This window comes from Psychrobacillus lasiicapitis (assembly GCF_006861795.1).
GTDB lineage: Bacteria > Bacillota > Bacilli > Bacillales_A > Planococcaceae > Psychrobacillus > Psychrobacillus lasiicapitis.
Map to the genome: position 1 here is coordinate 26,324 of NZ_VDGH01000007.1, position 17,022 is coordinate 43,345.

Consider the following 17,022-nt stretch of genomic DNA (forward strand, 5'->3'; position numbering starts at 1 on the left):
ATTTTTTGTAATTGTACCTTTTTAAATGTCAGTTTGTATAATATTATTAACTCGGAATATATAAATAATTAAAGGGCGAGGGGAGTCATTTATGTATATACCTAAATACTATAAGATAACAGACTTTGAGGAGATTAAAGAATTTATTCAACAAAACTCATTTGGAACGATTGTTACAACTAAAAAGGGTAAGCCGATTGCCACTCATTTACCTTTAGGATTCAGTGAAAAAGATGGTGATTACTATGTAACGGGGCATATGGCTTATGGTAATCCACAATGGAGAACATTCGAGGTGAATGAGAATGTTCTCGTTATGTTCCAAGGGCCACATGCCTACATTTCGTCTTCCTGGTACGAGCATGAAAATGTTCCAACATGGAATTATCAAGCAGTACACGCATATGGCTCAGCTAGCATTTTGGATGAAGAAGAGTTAAGGCAAGAGCTATCTGAAATGCTGCTAAAATATGAAAAACATCGGGAGAATCCAGTTATGTGGGAAAAACTTTCTCCATCAATATTAGAAAGAGAGCTAAAGGGAATTGTAGGATTTAAAATAAAGATACACGAAGTTCAAGCCGCTTATAAAATGAGTCAGAATCGTAATGAGAAGGACTATATTAATATCGTTCAAAAACTCCAGGAGGAAGAAGATACAAACTCTCAAGAAATGGCTAAAGTGATGCAAAAGAAGCTATAATGCTTAATTGTGATTGTATTGAATTTTCTGTATGATATATTTAACAAGGAAAATTGAATATTGATGAAAAAGTAATTATTATGCCAAGCCAAAATAGTCTTTAAGAAAATTAATGAAAAGGATGGATAAAAATGGGCTTATTAGATGGTTTGATGGGAAATGCCTCCGAATTAGAACTGGATAAAGTCGAAAAAGAGCTAAAGGATTTACTGGTACCTTCTGAAAAAGTAGAGCATGCATACAAGCTGATTCGAGATCTATTTGTTTTCACGGATAAACGACTGTTGCTGATCGACAAGCAAGGAATGACTGGCAAAAAGGTAGAATACCATTCCATTCCGTATAAAAGTGTCGTTCATTTTTCTGTTGAAACAGCAGGAACCCTAGATTTAGATGCTGAATTGAAAATTTGGATATCGGGAAGTGCTGTGCCAATTCAAAAAAAATTCAATAAATCTCTGAATATATATAAAGTACAAAGTGTACTAGCTGCATACGTTTTGAAATAAGCACTTCCAGCGTAAATGAAAGCTGTTAAACCTAGATGGGTTTAGCAGTTTTTTGGTTTATAGAATATGCTATAGCAACAGAAGCTAAGGGGAGTCGTATAGTGAAGTTTATGAGGCGTCGCAGGTCCCGAAAGCAAGCTAGTAATGATACATCCGCTTATGTGATGGGAGCGTTAAGACAGAAACAAAAATGGCACCAAAGTCAAAATGACGAGGAAAAAGAAAAATACCAACAGGTAGATGTTGAAAAATATTTTCGCCCATCTCGTCGTTCCATTCTAAATAATAGACTATTTGATTATCACTTTTTCAATCCCTATTTTGGAAAAACTTATAGCGAAATTAGTCTGCCTGCTTTCTTTTTAGATACGCCAGAAAATGCAATTCTCTATTATTTTAGCATTTTACAAGAAGCTGAAAACTTAACTGAACAGCTAATTGGAGGTTGCGGTACAGTAGGATGGGCAAAGACACCATTTTCAATTGCGTACAATTTCTTCACGAAAGACTATAAACAAAAAATTCCCTATACAACATATGTTGCTTCTTTCGAAGGCGTTGGTCATACAAACTTGATTAAATTATATAAACTTCCCAACCAAAAAGCAGACCAACCGACTCGTTTTTTTATCGAATTCGAAACGATCAATGGGACAGCAACGGGCGTTTCCGCTTTCGAATATTATTACGGTACTATTTCCATTCAAAAAGAAGATGGGCTATACAAAATAGATAACATCAACTTGATAGGAGAAGACTTTCTTTGCGCTGCTTATCATGGTTGGCGTCAGCAAGGAGAGAACGTTGTCGATATTGAATACGGAGGATGGTGCAAACTCATTAAAAAAAGATTGCCAACGAAAAGAGATGACTATGTGAAATTCATTGATATAATCGGCATGAATGGAAACAATTATCGGTTCGTCTTCGTTCAAATAACAAATGATACAGATGTACTGGTCTCTCAGTTAATAAAAAGGAAGCAAGGGTCAACATGGGAAGAGACAAAGATAGATCCGACCAAATGTGTAGAAAACAAAGAGAGCTAAAATATTGGTAGGATGATGAATATAAGGAGAGTGTGAATAAATTAAAAGGCGACTAGAAGTGAACGAACATTTATCATCGCCTTTTGTAGTTTCTTTTATAAAGTACTTTTAATTTCCGATTGTGCAGGGTTTAATTTTATCGTACTAGCATCGATAAAAAATTTTTTTTAACTTGAACTTTTTCTTTCTCGTTGTAACCCATTTTTCCTAATAATGCTGTTACGGGATTGTGAGATCGGGTATATTCATGCCAATATCGTGGAAAGGCACTTTACAACAATATGTTGGGCGACTTCATCGAAACTATGAGAGTAAGCAAGAGGTAAATAGATAGATTTTATCATATAGAAAAGCGCTAGAGCTCCCGAAATTGCATCTCGGGAGCTTTCTATATATATCAGGAAGCTTCTTTTCTTTCATTATCCAAAAAGATTTTAACATTATTCTTATAGTTGAAGGAGGATGAATGACAGACGGATACCGTAAGATTACCGAAAAAAGAGAGGTTGGTCATGACGTTAGTCAAGACCAGCCTCTCTTCGTATTTACTCGGCAATGATACAGTATCAAGCTTGTCCAATATCCTTCGAAAACGACAGAAATAGGTTTGAAAATTAAATATTTCTTACGCTTTTCATGTAATAGTTTTGTACAGATGATTTTATTGGCATAGGAGTTTCCATTATTCTCTTCCTTTCTTCAAACTCTTCCCCAACTTATTCACAATTCATGATTGTTGACTAGTTATCCACTCAGTTGTCCAAAGTTTCATCTAACTTATACACAACATATCCCCAATTTAGTTATAACTGTAGCGTAATGTTTAGCTCAATCATTTAAGGGAAATTACTTGATAAGTAAATGCACAAAAGGAGAGGTTAATGTTTATGAATAAAACGGTTGCTGAAGTAACGCTAGATCAACTGTCATTATTAGGAGTCAAGCGTATTTATGGTGTCGTTGGAGATGCCATTATTGGATTGTTAGATGCGATGGCAACGCAGGATAAGATTGAATTTATTCCGGTAAAGCATGAATCTGTCGCTGCGTTCATGGCCTCCGCTGAAGCTAAGTTGACGGGAAAGCTTGCAGTATGTACAGCTACGATGGGACCAGGAGCAACCAACTTGCTAAACGGTCTTGGTGATGCCTATTCGGATAAGGCTCCTGTCCTTGTGATAACTGGTCAAGCACCCCGCAACAAAATCGGTACAGATTTTCAGCAATATGTGGATCAACAGGAACTGTTCAAACCATTTGTGACTTACTCAGCGAATCTCGCAAGTGAAGATGCTATTGTAGACCTGCTTCAAAAAGCTGCTCAAACATCGCTTCAGCAGCGAGCAGTCACACATTTGTCTATACCGAAGGATTTGTTTCAAGTAAAGACAGCTGTGGAAGCTCGTGCACTGCCAACGGTAATTGAAGGTACAGCTTCTTTTCAAGTGGAAGATTTAACAGAAGTAACGACATTAATGAAAACAGCGAATAAGCCGATTATACTTGCGGGAGCAGGAGCGAAAAAAGCAGCTCCTGCTATTGAAGAACTAGCCGAAACTTGGGGAGCGGGTATCCTCACTAGTTTAGGTGGTAAAGGATTGTTTGAAGAATCTACCCCATGTCTTCTTCAAGGAATTGGAGAAGGGGGAAATCCTCATGCAGCCGAGGTTTTTAAAGAAGCCGATGTTGTCCTTCTTGTAGGGGTAACTTGGTGGCCGGAGGGATACGTGCCTGAAAAAGCTCGTATTATTCAGATTGATACCAACTTCGCAACCGCCCATAAAGGGGTTCCCACGGAGCTTGGGGTCAATGGCAAAGCAGAGCAAGTGGTTCCACTATTACTTCAAGACTTAGCAGGCTATCAAAAAAATTCTGCATGGAAGACTCAAGTGGAAGAAGCAAAAGCAAAATGGGCTGACCAAAATGAAGAGGAAGGTCAGATTACTGGATCTCCTATTCATCCATCTCGTATTGTGCGAGCAATTGAACGAACGGTCGCAGAAGATGCGGTAATTACATTGGATACAGGAGATATTACTGTATGGATGAATCGTAACTTTCGCCAAAGTCAGCAGTCCGTCCTCTTTTCTGGTTATTGGCGTTCGATGGGGTTTGGTCTTCCTGCGGCTATTACGGCAAAGCTTGTGCACCCTGAAAAACAAGTCATAGCCATAGTAGGAGATGGAGGACTTCAGATGACGCTAGCCGATTTATTAACTGCAACTCGCTATAATCTAGATATTACAGTCCTAGTTTTTAATAATGGGGCACTACAGATGGAAAGTGATAAAATCCAAGCGGCGGGAGATAGGGAACTAGGAACGCAATTGACTAACCCAGATTTTGTTCAGGTGGCTAAAGCTTGTGGATGGACAGGGTTCCGTGCTGAAACGGATAGTGAATTGGAATCTATTCTAGAAAAAGCTATCCATACTACTGGTCCGGTCTTAGTTGATATTTATACAGAGCAGGCGTTTTTTCCAGAAACTGAAGCGTAATATACTTACAAAAAGGCAGAATGCAAATGCATTCTGCCTTTCACTATTTAAAAATTAAAGTAACTAAGAAGTAAATAAGAAATCCATTTGCAATGAGGATGATTGCGAATATTTTCGATTAATCCTTTTACGATTGCAAGATTTAATGAGGGATCAAGTAAATGTTGTTTTAGTAGGATCAATGATTCTTTTTCGATGGACTCCTCCATCTCCTCAATTTTTAGTGTAAGCATCTCTAATAACTGTTCGTTTGTTACTTCTTTCAGAGCGGGTTGTTCCATCGATCGAATAAAATCTTCTGATATGAATGCAATAGTAGCATGCTCGGCAAGTAAGTTTATTTTTTCGACAAGTGATTCAGATAGCAATTTCAAATCAAGAGGAACATTAGAAAATAACATAAGCTTTGAATAATTGCTCATTAGTCCTTTAATACAATAAACTAAATCATATTTTGTGTTGATTATTTCTTCTCCATATAAACGCTCAACCATAGATAAAGTAGCTTTATCCACTAATCTATCGTACATATACATCTTTTCAATTAGTTCTTGATTATGAAATGTTTGGGCTTGTTCTTTCATAAGAACTTTAGCGAAGTCCGAATGTTGAGAAAAGGTTTGAAAAGTAGTATAGAAATATGTGAACAAAAGTTCATTATTTTGAGTATTTTTGACCTTGTAGTCAATATCTGAAATAAGTTGTGTCATAAAATAGTCGATTAATGAAAAGATCAGTTCATCTTTTGACTTGAAGGACAAGTAAAATGCCCCTTTTGAAATACCGCAATGATCAGTTATTTGTTGAACGGAAGTTGCTTCAAAACCCTGTTTCGCAAAAAGCTCTAATGCTTTTTCCATTATTAATTGTTTTTTACTCATATTTTATGTATCGCTCCTAGGTGATTTCGTTGACAATTGACCGATTAGTCATTATTATAATTAACGGAGCAAGATAAGTCAATTTAGGGTAGGTGTAAAGGTGAAAGGTTTAGTTAACTTTGTATTAAAAAATAAGTTAGCAGTTTGGTTACTTACGATTATTATTACAGTATCCGGTATTTATTCGGGTACACAAATGAAAACGGAGACGATTCCAGATATTTCGATTCCATACTTAATGGTTATGGGAGTATATCCAGGAGCAACTCCTGAGCAAGTAATGGAAGATATATCGATGCCGCTCGAAAAAGCGGTGGAGAATTTAGAAGATGTAAAATCTGTTTATTCTAATTCATACTCGAATATGGCAAATGTTCAAGTAGAGTACGAGTATGGGATAGATATGGATGAAGCGAAGCGTGCTTTGCAATCTGCATTAGATACATTGGATTTACCAGAAGGGGCACAAGCACCAACAATTACTGCTATCAGCATGAACATGATGCCGGTTGTTGCATTAAGTGTAAGTAGTTCGACAGAGGATATCGTAGAATTGACATCCACAGTAGAAGAACTATTACTTCCGAAAATCGAAAAAATTGACGGGGTAGCATCTGCTACGATTACAGGTCAGCATATCGAGGAAGTCCAACTTACTTATGATAAAGAAAAAACGGCTGACCTCGCAATAACAGAAGATGATGTAAAACAAATGATTCAAGCGAGCGATCTAGCTGTTTCACTAGGTTTATATGAGTTTGAAGAAGGTGAACAAGCAGTCGCTGTAGATGGTAAGTTTATGACAGCTGATGAGCTGAAAGAAATGCTTATCCCTGTTACGCCAACAGCTGAAAATCCATCTCCATTCGTAAAACTTAGTGACATTGCGACGATTGAAGTAGTAGGTAAAGTACAATCTGTTTCACGTACAAATGGTGAAAATGCGATTGCTATTCAAATAGTCAAAGGACAACAAGCTAATACAGTAGATGTTGTAAACGCTGTGAAGGATTTAGTTAAAGAAGAAAAGGCGGCTATCGATGGAATCATCATTGATATATCACTAGACCAGGGTGCGCCAATTGAAGCTTCGATTAAAACGATGATTGAAAAAGCATTATTTGGTGGATTAATCGCAGTATTGATCATTCTTTTATTCCTACGTGATTTCAAATCTACTATCATTTCGATTGTTTCGATTCCAGTTTCTATTTTCATGGCATTACTGCTATTAAACTGGATGGATATTACATTAAATATGATGACATTAGGTGCAATTACAGTTGCAATTGGACGTGTAATCGATGACTCTATCGTAGTAGTAGAGAATATTTATCGTCGTCTGCATTTGAAGTCAGAGAAGTTAACGGGTCGTGCGCTTGTACGAGAAGCAACGATTGAAATGTTCAAACCAATCATGTCCTCTACATTAGTAACAGTGGCGGTTTTCGCACCACTTATTTTTGTTGGTGGTATGGTAGGTGAGTTGTTCATGCCTTTCGCGTTAACGATGACGTTCGCGCTTGCGGCATCATTAGTTGTTGCGATTACGATCGTTCCTGCGTTATCTCATTTCTTATTTAAGAAAAAGTTATATGGAGAAAAAACAGAAAGCAGCCATAAAGAAGCAGGTAAAATGGCGAATGGCTACAAAGGTATTCTTAACTGGAGCTTAAATCACAAAGTTATTACTTCACTCATTGCCATTGTTCTATTAGCTGGAAGTGTTGCACTAACACCATTAATCGGATTTAGTTTCATGGGCAGTGAAGAAGAAAAAGTAATGTATTTAACATATACACCAGAAGCAGGCGAGTTGAAAGAAGATACATTAGAAAATGTTAGTGTAGTAGAGGAAGAACTGCTGAAACGCGAAGATATTGATATCGTTCAAGTATCTGTAACAGAAAGTGCAGATGAGATGACAGCGATGATGGGTGGAGGAGCAGGCGGTGCATTAATGTACTTAATCTTTGACCCTGATATGAAAGACTTCCCAGAAGTTCGTTCAGAAATTGAAGATTATGTGTTTAACATTGGTCAAACTGGCGAATGGAAGAGCCAAAACTTCACGTCTATGTCGATGTCTACAAACGAACTTAGCTATACATTCTACAGTGAAGATTTAGATAAACTAAATGAAGCGGTAGAAATGGTTGAAGGAGTTATGAAAGAAAACGACGGCTTAGAAGATGTTTCATCAAGTGCAGAGGATGCATATGTAGAGTATACATTCAATGTAGAGCAAGATGAACTTTTGCAATATGGCTTAACGACGGGGCAAATTGTCATGATGTTAAACCCAAACAAAACACAGGATGTTTTAACGACTGTTGAAAAAGACGGAGATACATTACAAGTAATTGTTCAGCAAGAACAAGCTGCACAACCTAAATCTGTCGATGATATTTTAGCAACGGAAGTACCGACTGCAGTTGGTACAACGATGAAACTTTCCGAGCTTGTAACTGTCCAGGAAGGCACAACCTTAAATACACTTGCACGTAGTAAAGGGGAGTATTACGCAACAGTTTCAGGTACGATTCTAGGAGCGGACATCTCTAAAGCTACATCAGAGGTTGATAAGGCAATTGATAAATTAGATTTACCTAAAGGGGTTACAATTGGCACTGCAGGAGCAGCTGCTGATATGGAGGAGACATTTACACAATTAATTGTTGCAATGCTTGCGGCAATTGCTATTGTTTACTTTATCCTTGTTGTGACATTCCGTGAAGGTGTCGCACCGTTTGCGATTCTATTCTCGTTACCATTTGCGGTAATTGGTTCATTTGTAGGTTTATTAATCGCAGGCGAAACTATTTCTGTATCTGTTATGATGGGTCTATTAATGTTGATCGGTATCGTTGTAACGAATGCGATTGTTCTAGTGGACCGTATTGTGCATATGGAACGTGATGGAATGACAATGCGTGAAGCGATTTTAGAAGCAGGTGGCACTCGTCTACGTCCAATCTTAATGACGGCAATTGCAACAATCGGTGCATTAATCCCGTTAGCACTTGGATCTGGTGGCGGAGGCGGCGGTCTCATCTCGAAAGGGTTAGGTATTACTGTAATTGGTGGATTAGTAAGTTCTACTTTATTAACATTAATCGTTGTACCGATTGTGTATGAGATGCTATCCAAATTATTTAAGAAAAACCGTAAAGAAATAGAAGAAAACTAATATATTGGCCTGACAAGATGAACGATTATCTTGTCGGGCTTTTTGTATTCTTTAAAAACAAGAATGGGTCACTTTATGGTGCTTATACACTCGCGAATTAATTAACTTTTTGTCATATTAAGGAGTAAATTATTCCGTGGGAAATAATTTTATCGAAAGGAGTAAAAGCTTGTTCACCTTCTGTATGGGGTAGACAAATTTAACTTATATATTGTATAATAATAATTAGTTTCCCTAACTAACTAATAAAGAAGGTGATCTTATGGAATCATACAAACAGCTTTTTAATGAGTATATAGCAATGTATCGACCATATATAAACAAGTTGAATGCATTACTGGCGTCATATAATCTAACGACTGCCCAATGGTCTATTATGTTATTGATTTTTCGAGAAGGGGCAAAAACAATTGGCGACATATCGCTTTATCAAAACGTAGAGAAGCCAACGACGACAAAACTGGTTCAAAAACTAATAGATCTCGGATACGTAGAAATTCATGCTGGAAATGATAAAAGAGTCAAAATTGTTCAGTTGTCGGAAGAAGGAACGAAAGTATATGGTCAAATGCGCGAAAAAATTGACCATTTTCAAAAGGACTTATCAGAAGGTATATCTGAAGAAGAGAGACTGGTCGTAGCCAAAGTTTTAAAAAAGATTTCTAGCAAATTATAAATAAGAAGGGGAAAGATAAATGCAAAAGGAAAGATTATGGACGAAGGATTTCATTTCTATAACGGTAGTCAATTTTGTCTTAATGCTATCGATGTACTTGCTATTAGTAACGATGGCGACATATACAACGGAAACATATAATGCGTCGGCAAGTACAGCAGGTTTAGTTGCCAGTATTTTTATCATTGGTTCATTAATAGGCCGATTATTTGGTGGTAAACAGATTGCAAAAGTTGGTAGTAAGAAAATGCTTATAACCGGGATTATTATATTCAGTATTGTAACGGTATTTTACTTTGTCCCGACTAATCTTTATGTATTAATACTTATTCGCCTGTTGCATGGTATTGGCGTGGGCCTTGCTACTACCGCAACTGGTACAATTGTGTCACAAGTTATCCCGCCCAGTAGAAGTGGGGAGGGAATCAGCTATTTTAGTTTAAGTGCAGTTTTATCTACAGCTATTGGGCCACTGATTGGACTTGCGTTAATAGCTTCTTTTGGTTATACGAGTATTTTTATATTTTCGTTAGTGATGGGGATTTTTAGTTTACTCCTTGCACTTCCTGTTAGGGCTCCACAAATTAAGTATGTAGCAAATTCTGAAAGCACAGGTTTTAAGTTTTCAAGCTTTTTCGAATCCAAAGCAATGCCAGTATCCATTGCTATGTTGGTAATGGCTTTGGCTTATTCAGGTATACTATCTTTTATTACAACCTATGCGGCAGACATTGATCTAGTGAAGGCAGGGAGCTTTTACTTCCTCGTTTATGCAGTTATTATATTAATTTCTCGTCCGTTTACGGGGAAAATGTTGGACAGTAGAGGCGGGAATAGTGTCGCTTATCCAGCATTAGTGTTATTTGCAATCGGAATGCTATTACTTAGCCAAGCGCATAGCAGTTTCATTTTCTTATTAGCAGCTGCATTTATCGGATTAGGTTACGGTAATTTCCAATCTACTACACAAGCACTAGCTATTAAAGTGACACCGCCTCATCGTATGGGCTTGGCAAATTCCACCTATTTTATCTTCCTTGACTTGGGTCTCGGATTAGGACCTTTCTTATTAGGTTATTTAGTTCCTGTAATCGGTTATAGAGGGTTATATCTATCCTTGGTAGCGCTCATCGTGATAGGAATCTTCGTTTATTATGCGTTGCATGGTAAAAGAGATAAGGAAATTCTTCAATCTTAAAATTATGATAAAAAAATCCTGTGTGAAAATAATACACAGGATTTTTTATATTTGTTAAAATTCTTTGGTATTCCTTCAATATCCTCTGCATCAAACATAATAACCCTTTTCAGTAAGCTCTTAATTATCTACTTGTTGAAATCCACTACTTATAAAAGTGGATAAGCATGCATACAATCTAGAGGAGATATTAAGGGAATTTATAGGGAAGAGGGTTGTTGGTACTGATTGAAAAAGCACTTCTTTTAATCATTATATTGAGAATTTTTTCGGGAAGTATCGATATAGCAGCTGCCATGTTGATGCTAAAATTTAATGATTTGGAAAAAGCCTTTTATATTAATACTTTACTAGCTTTAGTAGGTCCATGCATATTGATCATTACTACAGGAATCGCACTATTTGGACTAGCTGAAAAAATTTCATTGGTGAGAATGATTTGCTTGTTTGGTGGAATCATCCTTATTCTATTTAGTTTAAGGTCAGAATAAGGATTAAATATAACTGAAATGCTACTCAATCTATTCTTGATGCTAACTTTTCTAAATAGGCGCCGGCAACTTCCATTCTAGCTCCATACCAAAACATCTCACCTTCTATTAAAATGATTTTAGTGTTTGGCAGAAAAGCTCGAAATTCTGCTATATGTTTTTCTTGGTATGGAAATGGCTCAGAAGCGAGTAGAAGGACATCAAGATTTGCAGCCGATAAATCCTCTGGTGTTACAGCGGGATACCTTGAACCCTCATTTGCAAATGGATTATGAAAACCAAGCGTATGTAGAACATCATTAATATAAGTAGTTCCTCCAACAACCATATATGGTTTTCGCCATATTACGTAAGCAGCGTTTTTCACTTGCATGCGAGAAGAAGGGAATACAGTTTTACAAGAGTCAACGAGCAAATTTGCTTCGGACTCTTTATTTGTTAGTGTGCCGAGTGTCTTAATAAATCGATAAGAATCTTGAATTGACTGCACTTCTAAGACATATACAGGAGCAATTTTTTCAAGCACTTGTACTATTTCTGCGGTATTTTCTTCTTTTTCAGCTAGGATGAGATCTGGCTGTAGTGCCCGAATCTTATCCTCTTTGACTTCTTTAGTACCCCCAATCTTTTCTACACTTTCAACAATATCCTCGGGGAATATGCAATATTTTGTGCGTCCTACAATTTCATCCTGTAGACCAAGTGTGAAAAGTGTTTCAGTTATTGCTGGACAAATAGAGATGATACGTTTTGGTGTTGCAGGAATATTTACTTGTCGTCCAGTATGATCATTAAAAATTCGTGTCATCGAATACCTCCTTATAAAGAGAAACTAACAATCGGGCTTTTATGGGCAGTTGATCTCCCACTTATCTTTTAGCTATTCTTAAATCTTGAAGTGGAAGTCTTACTGCCCGTTAATGCGGGATAAATCATCGTTAAGGGAAAATTCAGTTTACTAATTTCAATTGTATAGGGAAACATCAAGGAACTCTATACATTTCAGGCAAAATAATGAGATTACATTTTTAATTGACCTAATGAGAATATTTATTTATAATACCTACTAAATAGGTAAGAATAGTATTGTTTTAGGAAAGGGAGCAGGATAATATGACCGAGTCGATTTCTATTCTTTACGATAACTTACACCTTTCAGGAGTACTTCATCTTCCTGAGGGAATTCAACACAAAAAAGTTCCACTTATTGTTCTATTACACGGTTTTGTGGGGAGCAAGGTAGGGGAACATCGTCTATTTGTGAAAGCTGCGCGTAACTTTTCCGAAAAGGGCTATGCTGTTTTTCGTTTTGACTTTAGTGGTTGTGGAGAAAGTGATGGAGATTATGCGGATGTTACGGTTACTAAACAGTTAAAAGAGGTACAAGCCATTCTTGACTATGTTTCACAACGAGTGGAGGTCGATAAGAGGAATATTATTTTGATCGGTCATAGTCTAGGAGGTGCAGTTGCTTCTTTAACAGCAGCTGTTGATAAGCGTATCGGAAAGCTGATCCTGTGGTCACCAGTTGCAAAACCATATGATGATATTGCAGCTATTGTGGGAGAGGCAGCGTTACAGACAGCTAAAGGTTTAGGTGTTTTTGATTATGGTGGTTTTTATGTGAGTCATCGTTTTTTGGAGGACTTAAAAAACCATCATCCGCTAGAAGCAATACGTTCATACGATGAGCAACTATTAATCATACATGCAGAGCAAGATGAGGATGTTCCAAAGGAGAATGCAATGCGCTATTCGGCTTCATTGAAACAAGGCGTTTCAGCGGATGTTCATTATATTAAAGAAGCAAATCATACATTTGCTAGCTATTCTTTTGAAGAGAAATTGTTTGAAGAAACGCTTGTATGGCTAGAAAAGAACAAGGAACAATCGAATAAAATAGCATTATAAATGGCTTTCGCCTTTATTAGCGATTCCTTTGTTGAGCATTAATATAGATTTCTTATTGATTCATGTGCTAGAATAAAAAATGTTATGTTAGTTACTAAAGGTAACCGTAAATAGAAACAGCTTTGGAGGAAAGAAATCAATGAATATTTTAGTAGTAAAAGCAAATAACCGTCCAGCAACGGAAGCTATATCAAGCAAAATGTATGAAACTTTTATGGAAACAGTAAAAGATTCAAAAGATTTGAATGTAACAACTTTTGATGTGTTTGCAGAAGACATGCCATACTTTGGTCAAGATCTTTTCAATGCATTCGGAAAAACACAAAATGGGGAAGAGTTAACAGATTTAGAGCAACGTTTATTGGCTGCTAAACAAAAGGCAATGGATGCATTATCTGCAGCAGACGTAGTTGTTTTTGCATTCCCATTATGGAACTTAACAATTCCAGCAAAATTACAAACATTTGTAGATTACACATATCAAGCAGGATATGCGTTTAAATATAGTCCAGAAGGCCAATTAATCAGCTTAATGCCAGAGAAAAAAGCAATTCTATTAAGTGCACGTGGAGGAATATACTCTACACCTGAATCAGCACCAATGGAAATGGCAGCTACTTATATGCGTAATGTATTTGGCGGCGTATTCGGTATGTCAGTAGAAGAAGTAATTATCGAAGGTCATAATGCAATGCCAGATAAAGCAGAACAAATTATTGCAGAAGGTCTTGAAAGAGTAACGTCTGTTGCAAAATCATTATCTTCAGAAACTGTTAACGCTTAATATAGTGAAAAAATCCCACATTTGAGCAGAATGTGGGATTTTTTATTGGCATTCTATTTTAGTTGGAAAACAGAGAGTGTTAGTTGTAACTTTCTTTCATTTAGTTGTAAAAGAGATTTTGTGGGGTACGTTAAAGATATATAAATAGAAAATCGCTTTTCGTTTTGAAAAAACAAAAAGGGAAATCTCAACTAACTTTATTTTTGACCGCCCAGAATGGCAATAGGATTAAATACTTCAAATTGAATATGATTCTCTGCTACACCCCATTCATGCAATGCCCTATTAATTGCTTCTAAGAAGGGGATAGGTCCACAAAAATAGAAATGCGCATCTTTCGATGAAACATTCGTTTGCAAGAAGTCTAGATCAACAAATCCTTGTTTGTCGAAGTCAGCGGCGTCAAGTTCCTCTTTCGTTGGCGTATTGTAAAGAACGAGTGATTTCACTTGGGAATGCTGCTTTGCTAATTGTTTCACATGTTCTCTAAAGGCATGTGTCGAATTATTTTCTGTAGCATGTATGAAAGTGACTTCTCTTTGCGGGTGCTTTTCAATGATAGAATTTAGCATACTTACTAAAGGTGTAATACCAATTCCCCCACTAATTAGGACAACCGGAGTCTCTTCCTCATCGAGAAAAAAGTCTCCTGCAGGGGCGGAAAATTCAAGCTTATCCCCGACGTTTTTTTGATTGGCCAAGAAGTTAGAGACGATTCCAGCTGGCGCATTATGATGGGCATCCTCCCGTTTAACACTAATGCGGTAGTAATCCTTCCCTGGGGAATCTGAGAGACTATAATGTCGAATATGGTTATATTTCTCGCCCGGTATTTCCGCATTCAAAGTTAAATATTGTCCCGCTTTGTAAGTAGGAATCGATTTTCCATCTTGTGGTTTTAAATAGTAAGAATACACGGTGTCGCTTTCTTTTTCCTTCCGATCTATCACAAAGTTACGGAATCCTTCCCATCCTCCAGGCTGATGTTCTACTTCCTCATATAAATTCTTTTCGATATCGATGAAGGCATCCGCAATATAACCATATGCTTTCCCCCAAGCACCTATAATTTCATCAGTCGCAGCATCACCGAGTACAGCTTTTACGGCTTCCAGTAATGTTTCTCCTACAACTGGATATTGCTCCGGTACAACTCCAATAGCCCGGTGCTTCTCCGTCACTCTTTGAATAACAGGTTTTATGGCTTCTAAATTAGTAATATGTTCACCTGCTGCATAAACCGCAAAGCCTAGCGCTTCTTGTTGAATTCCTCTTTTTTGATTGGTTTGGTTGAATAGATTGTACAAATCTGGAGCTTTGGAAAATAATAATTCATAAAACTTCTTTCCAATTGCATTACTATGTTCTTTTAGAACAGGGGCAGTTGATTGAACAATTTCTATCGTTTTAGCATCTAACAAGTAAGATTACCTCCTCAAACTATATACAACATCACAAAAATAGCCTTCCCATTATGAGCTGAACAATTCCAGTAAAATGACAAACTTTTGTAGATTACATTTATGATACAATCGCCAAATTATTATCTGCAGAAACAGTTAACGCTAAATAAAATAAGTATAAATATATAAAATCCCACATTTCGCCCGAGAGGTTAAATGTGAGATTTTTAAATTTGTTAAAACTTTGGAAAAACATATGAGATTAAAAACCAGAGAATACCGAAAAAGATAATTAGATAGGCAGCGTATTTAATAAATGTTGCGCCTACCAAACCCGAATCTGACTTTTCTTCTCTACGTACTTCAACGCGTTTCTCTTCGTCCATTATTAATCACTCCTAGTCTATTTACTCTTGCAATCTATTTACCCGGTGTCTTAGAAAGTAAACTTGAAGAAGTAACCAGTATGTTTAGGAGTGAGATAGAACATTAAAAAGCCAGAAATTCATAAAAAATCCCTGGCTTTTATCTATGTACTTGTTCGACTATTGAATTTCCATACGAAGATCACCTGTTTTAGCCAAACCTCTAGCTTTAAGCAAATGATAAACAGTGAGAGAAATGATTGCTGGTAAAATGACACCTAATATAATATACATTAATAGAACAATTACACCCTGGTTCGCAAGAATATTTAAAGGTGCGATAAAAGAATTAAGGCCAAGGCCTGCTAATGTATAAGGAACTTCAAAATGGAACATTAATATCGCAATGGGTGCACAAATAACAGAAGATAGAAATGGTCCTATGACAAGAAGCGGATTTTTAACGATATTTGGAACTTGTACTTTCGGTGTTAAAAATGATTGGGCAATATTTGCACCTAAATCATTTTGTTTGAATGACATCGCCGTCCATCCGGCAAATTGAGCTGTACATCCAATTAAAGCGGCCGCACTGGAAACTGGATCAAGTTGCAGAGCAATTGCAATAGCTGCAGAAGAGGCTGGAGACATAAGAAAAATACTCCAAACAAGTCCGATAACTATTGATCCCATAAGCGGCGATCCTGAAACAGAGTTAGCGATGAAACTACTTAACTGCTCTAAAAGTGGAGTAGTAATCGCTGCTAAACCAACCCCTGCGACTCCTCCTACTAATATAGCGGCAAATGGAATTGCTAGCATATCTAATTTTGTCTTACCGGCAATGCGTTTTCCAACCCACACTGCAAAAACGGTAGCTAACACAGCACTGATCGGTTGTCCTGTAGTAAGAATCCAAGCACCATCTGCATTCATATGAAGTGCATTTGCACCGATAGTACTGGAGGCCATCGCACTGAAAATAACTAATGTATTCCCACCAAGTTGATAGGCGATACCAGCACCTATTGCTGGTGCTAGCATTAGCTGCGTAGCCTTTCCGATTGTAGTAAAGCCTTCCCATCCTGTGAACGTACCAAAAGTTTCTATAAGTAGCCCGATACCTAGTGTGACAAGTACCGCATTTGCAAGTCCTTGCGACGCTTTATACATTCGTTCAATGATATATTGTTTCGTCGTTTGTTTCATTTCTAAATACCTCCAAATATACTGCATTAAATATATTGCAAAAATTAAAAAAATAAAAAGCCCTCCAATAGGACGAGCAGATACTTTTAATGCCTAATAATCATTACACTCTTTGTATAATTTTCTTCTACTAAATTGTTATAATATTAATATAA

General features: G+C 37.0%; 15 protein-coding genes and 1 pseudogene. 10 read left to right on the plus strand and 6 right to left on the minus strand.

Features of this window, described 5'->3' with window-relative positions; translation table 11 throughout:
- Positions 1-91 precede the first annotated feature (91 nt).
- The 3 genes from FG382_RS12430 (at position 92) to FG382_RS12440 (ending at position 2,261) form a co-directional block, all read left to right on the plus strand.
- Positions 92-703 carry an FMN-binding negative transcriptional regulator gene (locus FG382_RS12430; protein ID WP_142539211.1) on the plus strand — a complete coding sequence of 204 codons (612 nt, stop codon included), beginning with the start codon at positions 92-94 and terminating at the stop codon, positions 701-703.
- Between the two features lie 131 nt (positions 704-834).
- Positions 835-1,212, plus strand: coding sequence for a PH domain-containing protein (locus FG382_RS12435; protein WP_142539212.1), 378 nt, complete (start codon positions 835-837; stop codon positions 1,210-1,212).
- A gap of 110 nt (positions 1,213-1,322) precedes the next feature.
- Positions 1,323-2,261 (plus strand): hypothetical protein, encoded by a 939-nt coding sequence (locus FG382_RS12440; protein ID WP_142539467.1) that lies wholly within the window; start codon positions 1,323-1,325, stop codon positions 2,259-2,261.
- Positions 2,262-2,400: 139 nt separating this feature from the next.
- On the opposite strand, the pseudogene FG382_RS23235 reads toward FG382_RS12440, so the two are convergent.
- Positions 2,401-2,499: pseudogene (locus FG382_RS23235) on the minus strand (DUF4351 domain-containing protein); the annotation flags it as partial.
- A 649-nt stretch (positions 2,500-3,148) separates the two neighbouring features.
- Here FG382_RS23235 and FG382_RS12455 point away from each other — a divergent pair.
- Complete coding sequence (locus FG382_RS12455) at positions 3,149-4,759, plus strand: thiamine pyrophosphate-binding protein (protein ID WP_229677406.1); 1,611 nt, start codon at positions 3,149-3,151, stop codon at positions 4,757-4,759.
- Positions 4,760-4,806: 47 nt separating this feature from the next.
- Here FG382_RS12455 and FG382_RS12460 read toward each other — a convergent pair whose 3' ends face one another.
- Positions 4,807-5,640, minus strand: coding sequence for a TetR/AcrR family transcriptional regulator (locus tag FG382_RS12460; RefSeq protein WP_142539214.1), 834 nt, complete (start codon positions 5,638-5,640; stop codon positions 4,807-4,809).
- 100 nt (positions 5,641-5,740) lie between these two features.
- Between FG382_RS12460 and FG382_RS12465 the strand changes: the two genes are divergently transcribed.
- From FG382_RS12465 to FG382_RS12480, 4 genes are all read left to right on the plus strand, one after another.
- A complete protein-coding gene (locus FG382_RS12465; protein WP_142539215.1) occupies positions 5,741-8,830 on the plus strand; it encodes an efflux RND transporter permease subunit in 3,090 nt (1,029 codons plus the stop codon).
- Between the two features lie 262 nt (positions 8,831-9,092).
- On the plus strand, positions 9,093-9,506 hold the full coding sequence (locus FG382_RS12470) for a MarR family winged helix-turn-helix transcriptional regulator (protein ID WP_142539216.1): 414 nt from the start codon (positions 9,093-9,095) through the stop codon (positions 9,504-9,506).
- A 19-nt stretch (positions 9,507-9,525) separates the two neighbouring features.
- Positions 9,526-10,704 carry an MFS transporter gene (locus tag FG382_RS12475; protein WP_142539217.1) on the plus strand — a complete coding sequence of 393 codons (1,179 nt, stop codon included), beginning with the start codon at positions 9,526-9,528 and terminating at the stop codon, positions 10,702-10,704.
- 215 nt (positions 10,705-10,919) lie between these two features.
- Positions 10,920-11,195, plus strand: coding sequence for a YqhV family protein (locus tag FG382_RS12480; protein WP_142539218.1), 276 nt, complete (start codon positions 10,920-10,922; stop codon positions 11,193-11,195).
- 25 nt (positions 11,196-11,220) lie between these two features.
- Here FG382_RS12480 and FG382_RS12485 read toward each other — a convergent pair whose 3' ends face one another.
- Positions 11,221-12,003, minus strand: a complete 783-nt coding sequence (locus tag FG382_RS12485; protein WP_142539219.1) for an ABC transporter substrate-binding protein — start codon at positions 12,001-12,003, stop codon at positions 11,221-11,223.
- Positions 12,004-12,308: 305 nt separating this feature from the next.
- Between FG382_RS12485 and FG382_RS12490 the strand changes: the two genes are divergently transcribed.
- Together FG382_RS12490 and FG382_RS12495 are read left to right on the plus strand one after the other, a co-directional pair.
- Entirely contained in the window at positions 12,309-13,106 is a 798-nt protein-coding gene (locus FG382_RS12490) for an alpha/beta hydrolase family protein (protein WP_142539220.1), read from the plus strand.
- Between the two features lie 139 nt (positions 13,107-13,245).
- Positions 13,246-13,890, plus strand: a complete 645-nt coding sequence (locus FG382_RS12495) for an FMN-dependent NADH-azoreductase (protein ID WP_142539221.1) — start codon at positions 13,246-13,248, stop codon at positions 13,888-13,890.
- A 197-nt stretch (positions 13,891-14,087) separates the two neighbouring features.
- Here the strand turns inward: FG382_RS12495 and hmpA are convergent, their stop codons facing one another.
- The 3 genes from hmpA to FG382_RS12505 form a co-directional block, all read right to left on the minus strand.
- Positions 14,088-15,311: an NO-inducible flavohemoprotein gene (gene hmpA / locus FG382_RS12500; protein ID WP_142539222.1), complete on the minus strand. Its 1,224-nt coding sequence runs from the start codon at positions 15,309-15,311 to the stop codon at positions 14,088-14,090.
- A 218-nt stretch (positions 15,312-15,529) separates the two neighbouring features.
- Positions 15,530-15,679, minus strand: coding sequence for a hypothetical protein (locus FG382_RS22655; protein WP_170206507.1), 150 nt, complete (start codon positions 15,677-15,679; stop codon positions 15,530-15,532).
- A 159-nt stretch (positions 15,680-15,838) separates the two neighbouring features.
- On the minus strand, positions 15,839-16,867 hold the full coding sequence (locus tag FG382_RS12505) for a PTS sugar transporter subunit IIC (protein WP_142539223.1): 1,029 nt from the start codon (positions 16,865-16,867) through the stop codon (positions 15,839-15,841).
- Between the last annotated feature and the right edge of the window lie 155 nt (positions 16,868-17,022).

Coding starts and splice junctions, on each gene's coding strand:
- FG382_RS12430 (WP_142539211.1), top strand. CDS start 92: ATGTATATACCTAAATACTATAAGATAACAGACTTTGAGGAGATTAAA.
- FG382_RS12435 (WP_142539212.1), top strand. CDS start 835: ATGGGCTTATTAGATGGTTTGATGGGAAATGCCTCCGAATTAGAACTG.
- FG382_RS12440 (WP_142539467.1), top strand. CDS start 1,323: ATGAGGCGTCGCAGGTCCCGAAAGCAAGCTAGTAATGATACATCCGCT.
- FG382_RS12455 (WP_229677406.1), top strand. CDS start 3,149: ATGAATAAAACGGTTGCTGAAGTAACGCTAGATCAACTGTCATTATTA.
- FG382_RS12460 (WP_142539214.1), bottom strand. CDS start 5,640: ATGAGTAAAAAACAATTAATAATGGAAAAAGCATTAGAGCTTTTTGCG.
- FG382_RS12470 (WP_142539216.1), top strand. CDS start 9,093: ATGGAATCATACAAACAGCTTTTTAATGAGTATATAGCAATGTATCGA.
- FG382_RS12475 (WP_142539217.1), top strand. CDS start 9,526: ATGCAAAAGGAAAGATTATGGACGAAGGATTTCATTTCTATAACGGTA.
- FG382_RS12485 (WP_142539219.1), bottom strand. CDS start 12,003: ATGACACGAATTTTTAATGATCATACTGGACGACAAGTAAATATTCCT.
- FG382_RS12490 (WP_142539220.1), top strand. CDS start 12,309: ATGACCGAGTCGATTTCTATTCTTTACGATAACTTACACCTTTCAGGA.
- FG382_RS12495 (WP_142539221.1), top strand. CDS start 13,246: ATGAATATTTTAGTAGTAAAAGCAAATAACCGTCCAGCAACGGAAGCT.
- FG382_RS22655 (WP_170206507.1), bottom strand. CDS start 15,679: ATGGACGAAGAGAAACGCGTTGAAGTACGTAGAGAAGAAAAGTCAGAT.
- FG382_RS12505 (WP_142539223.1), bottom strand. CDS start 16,867: ATGAAACAAACGACGAAACAATATATCATTGAACGAATGTATAAAGCG.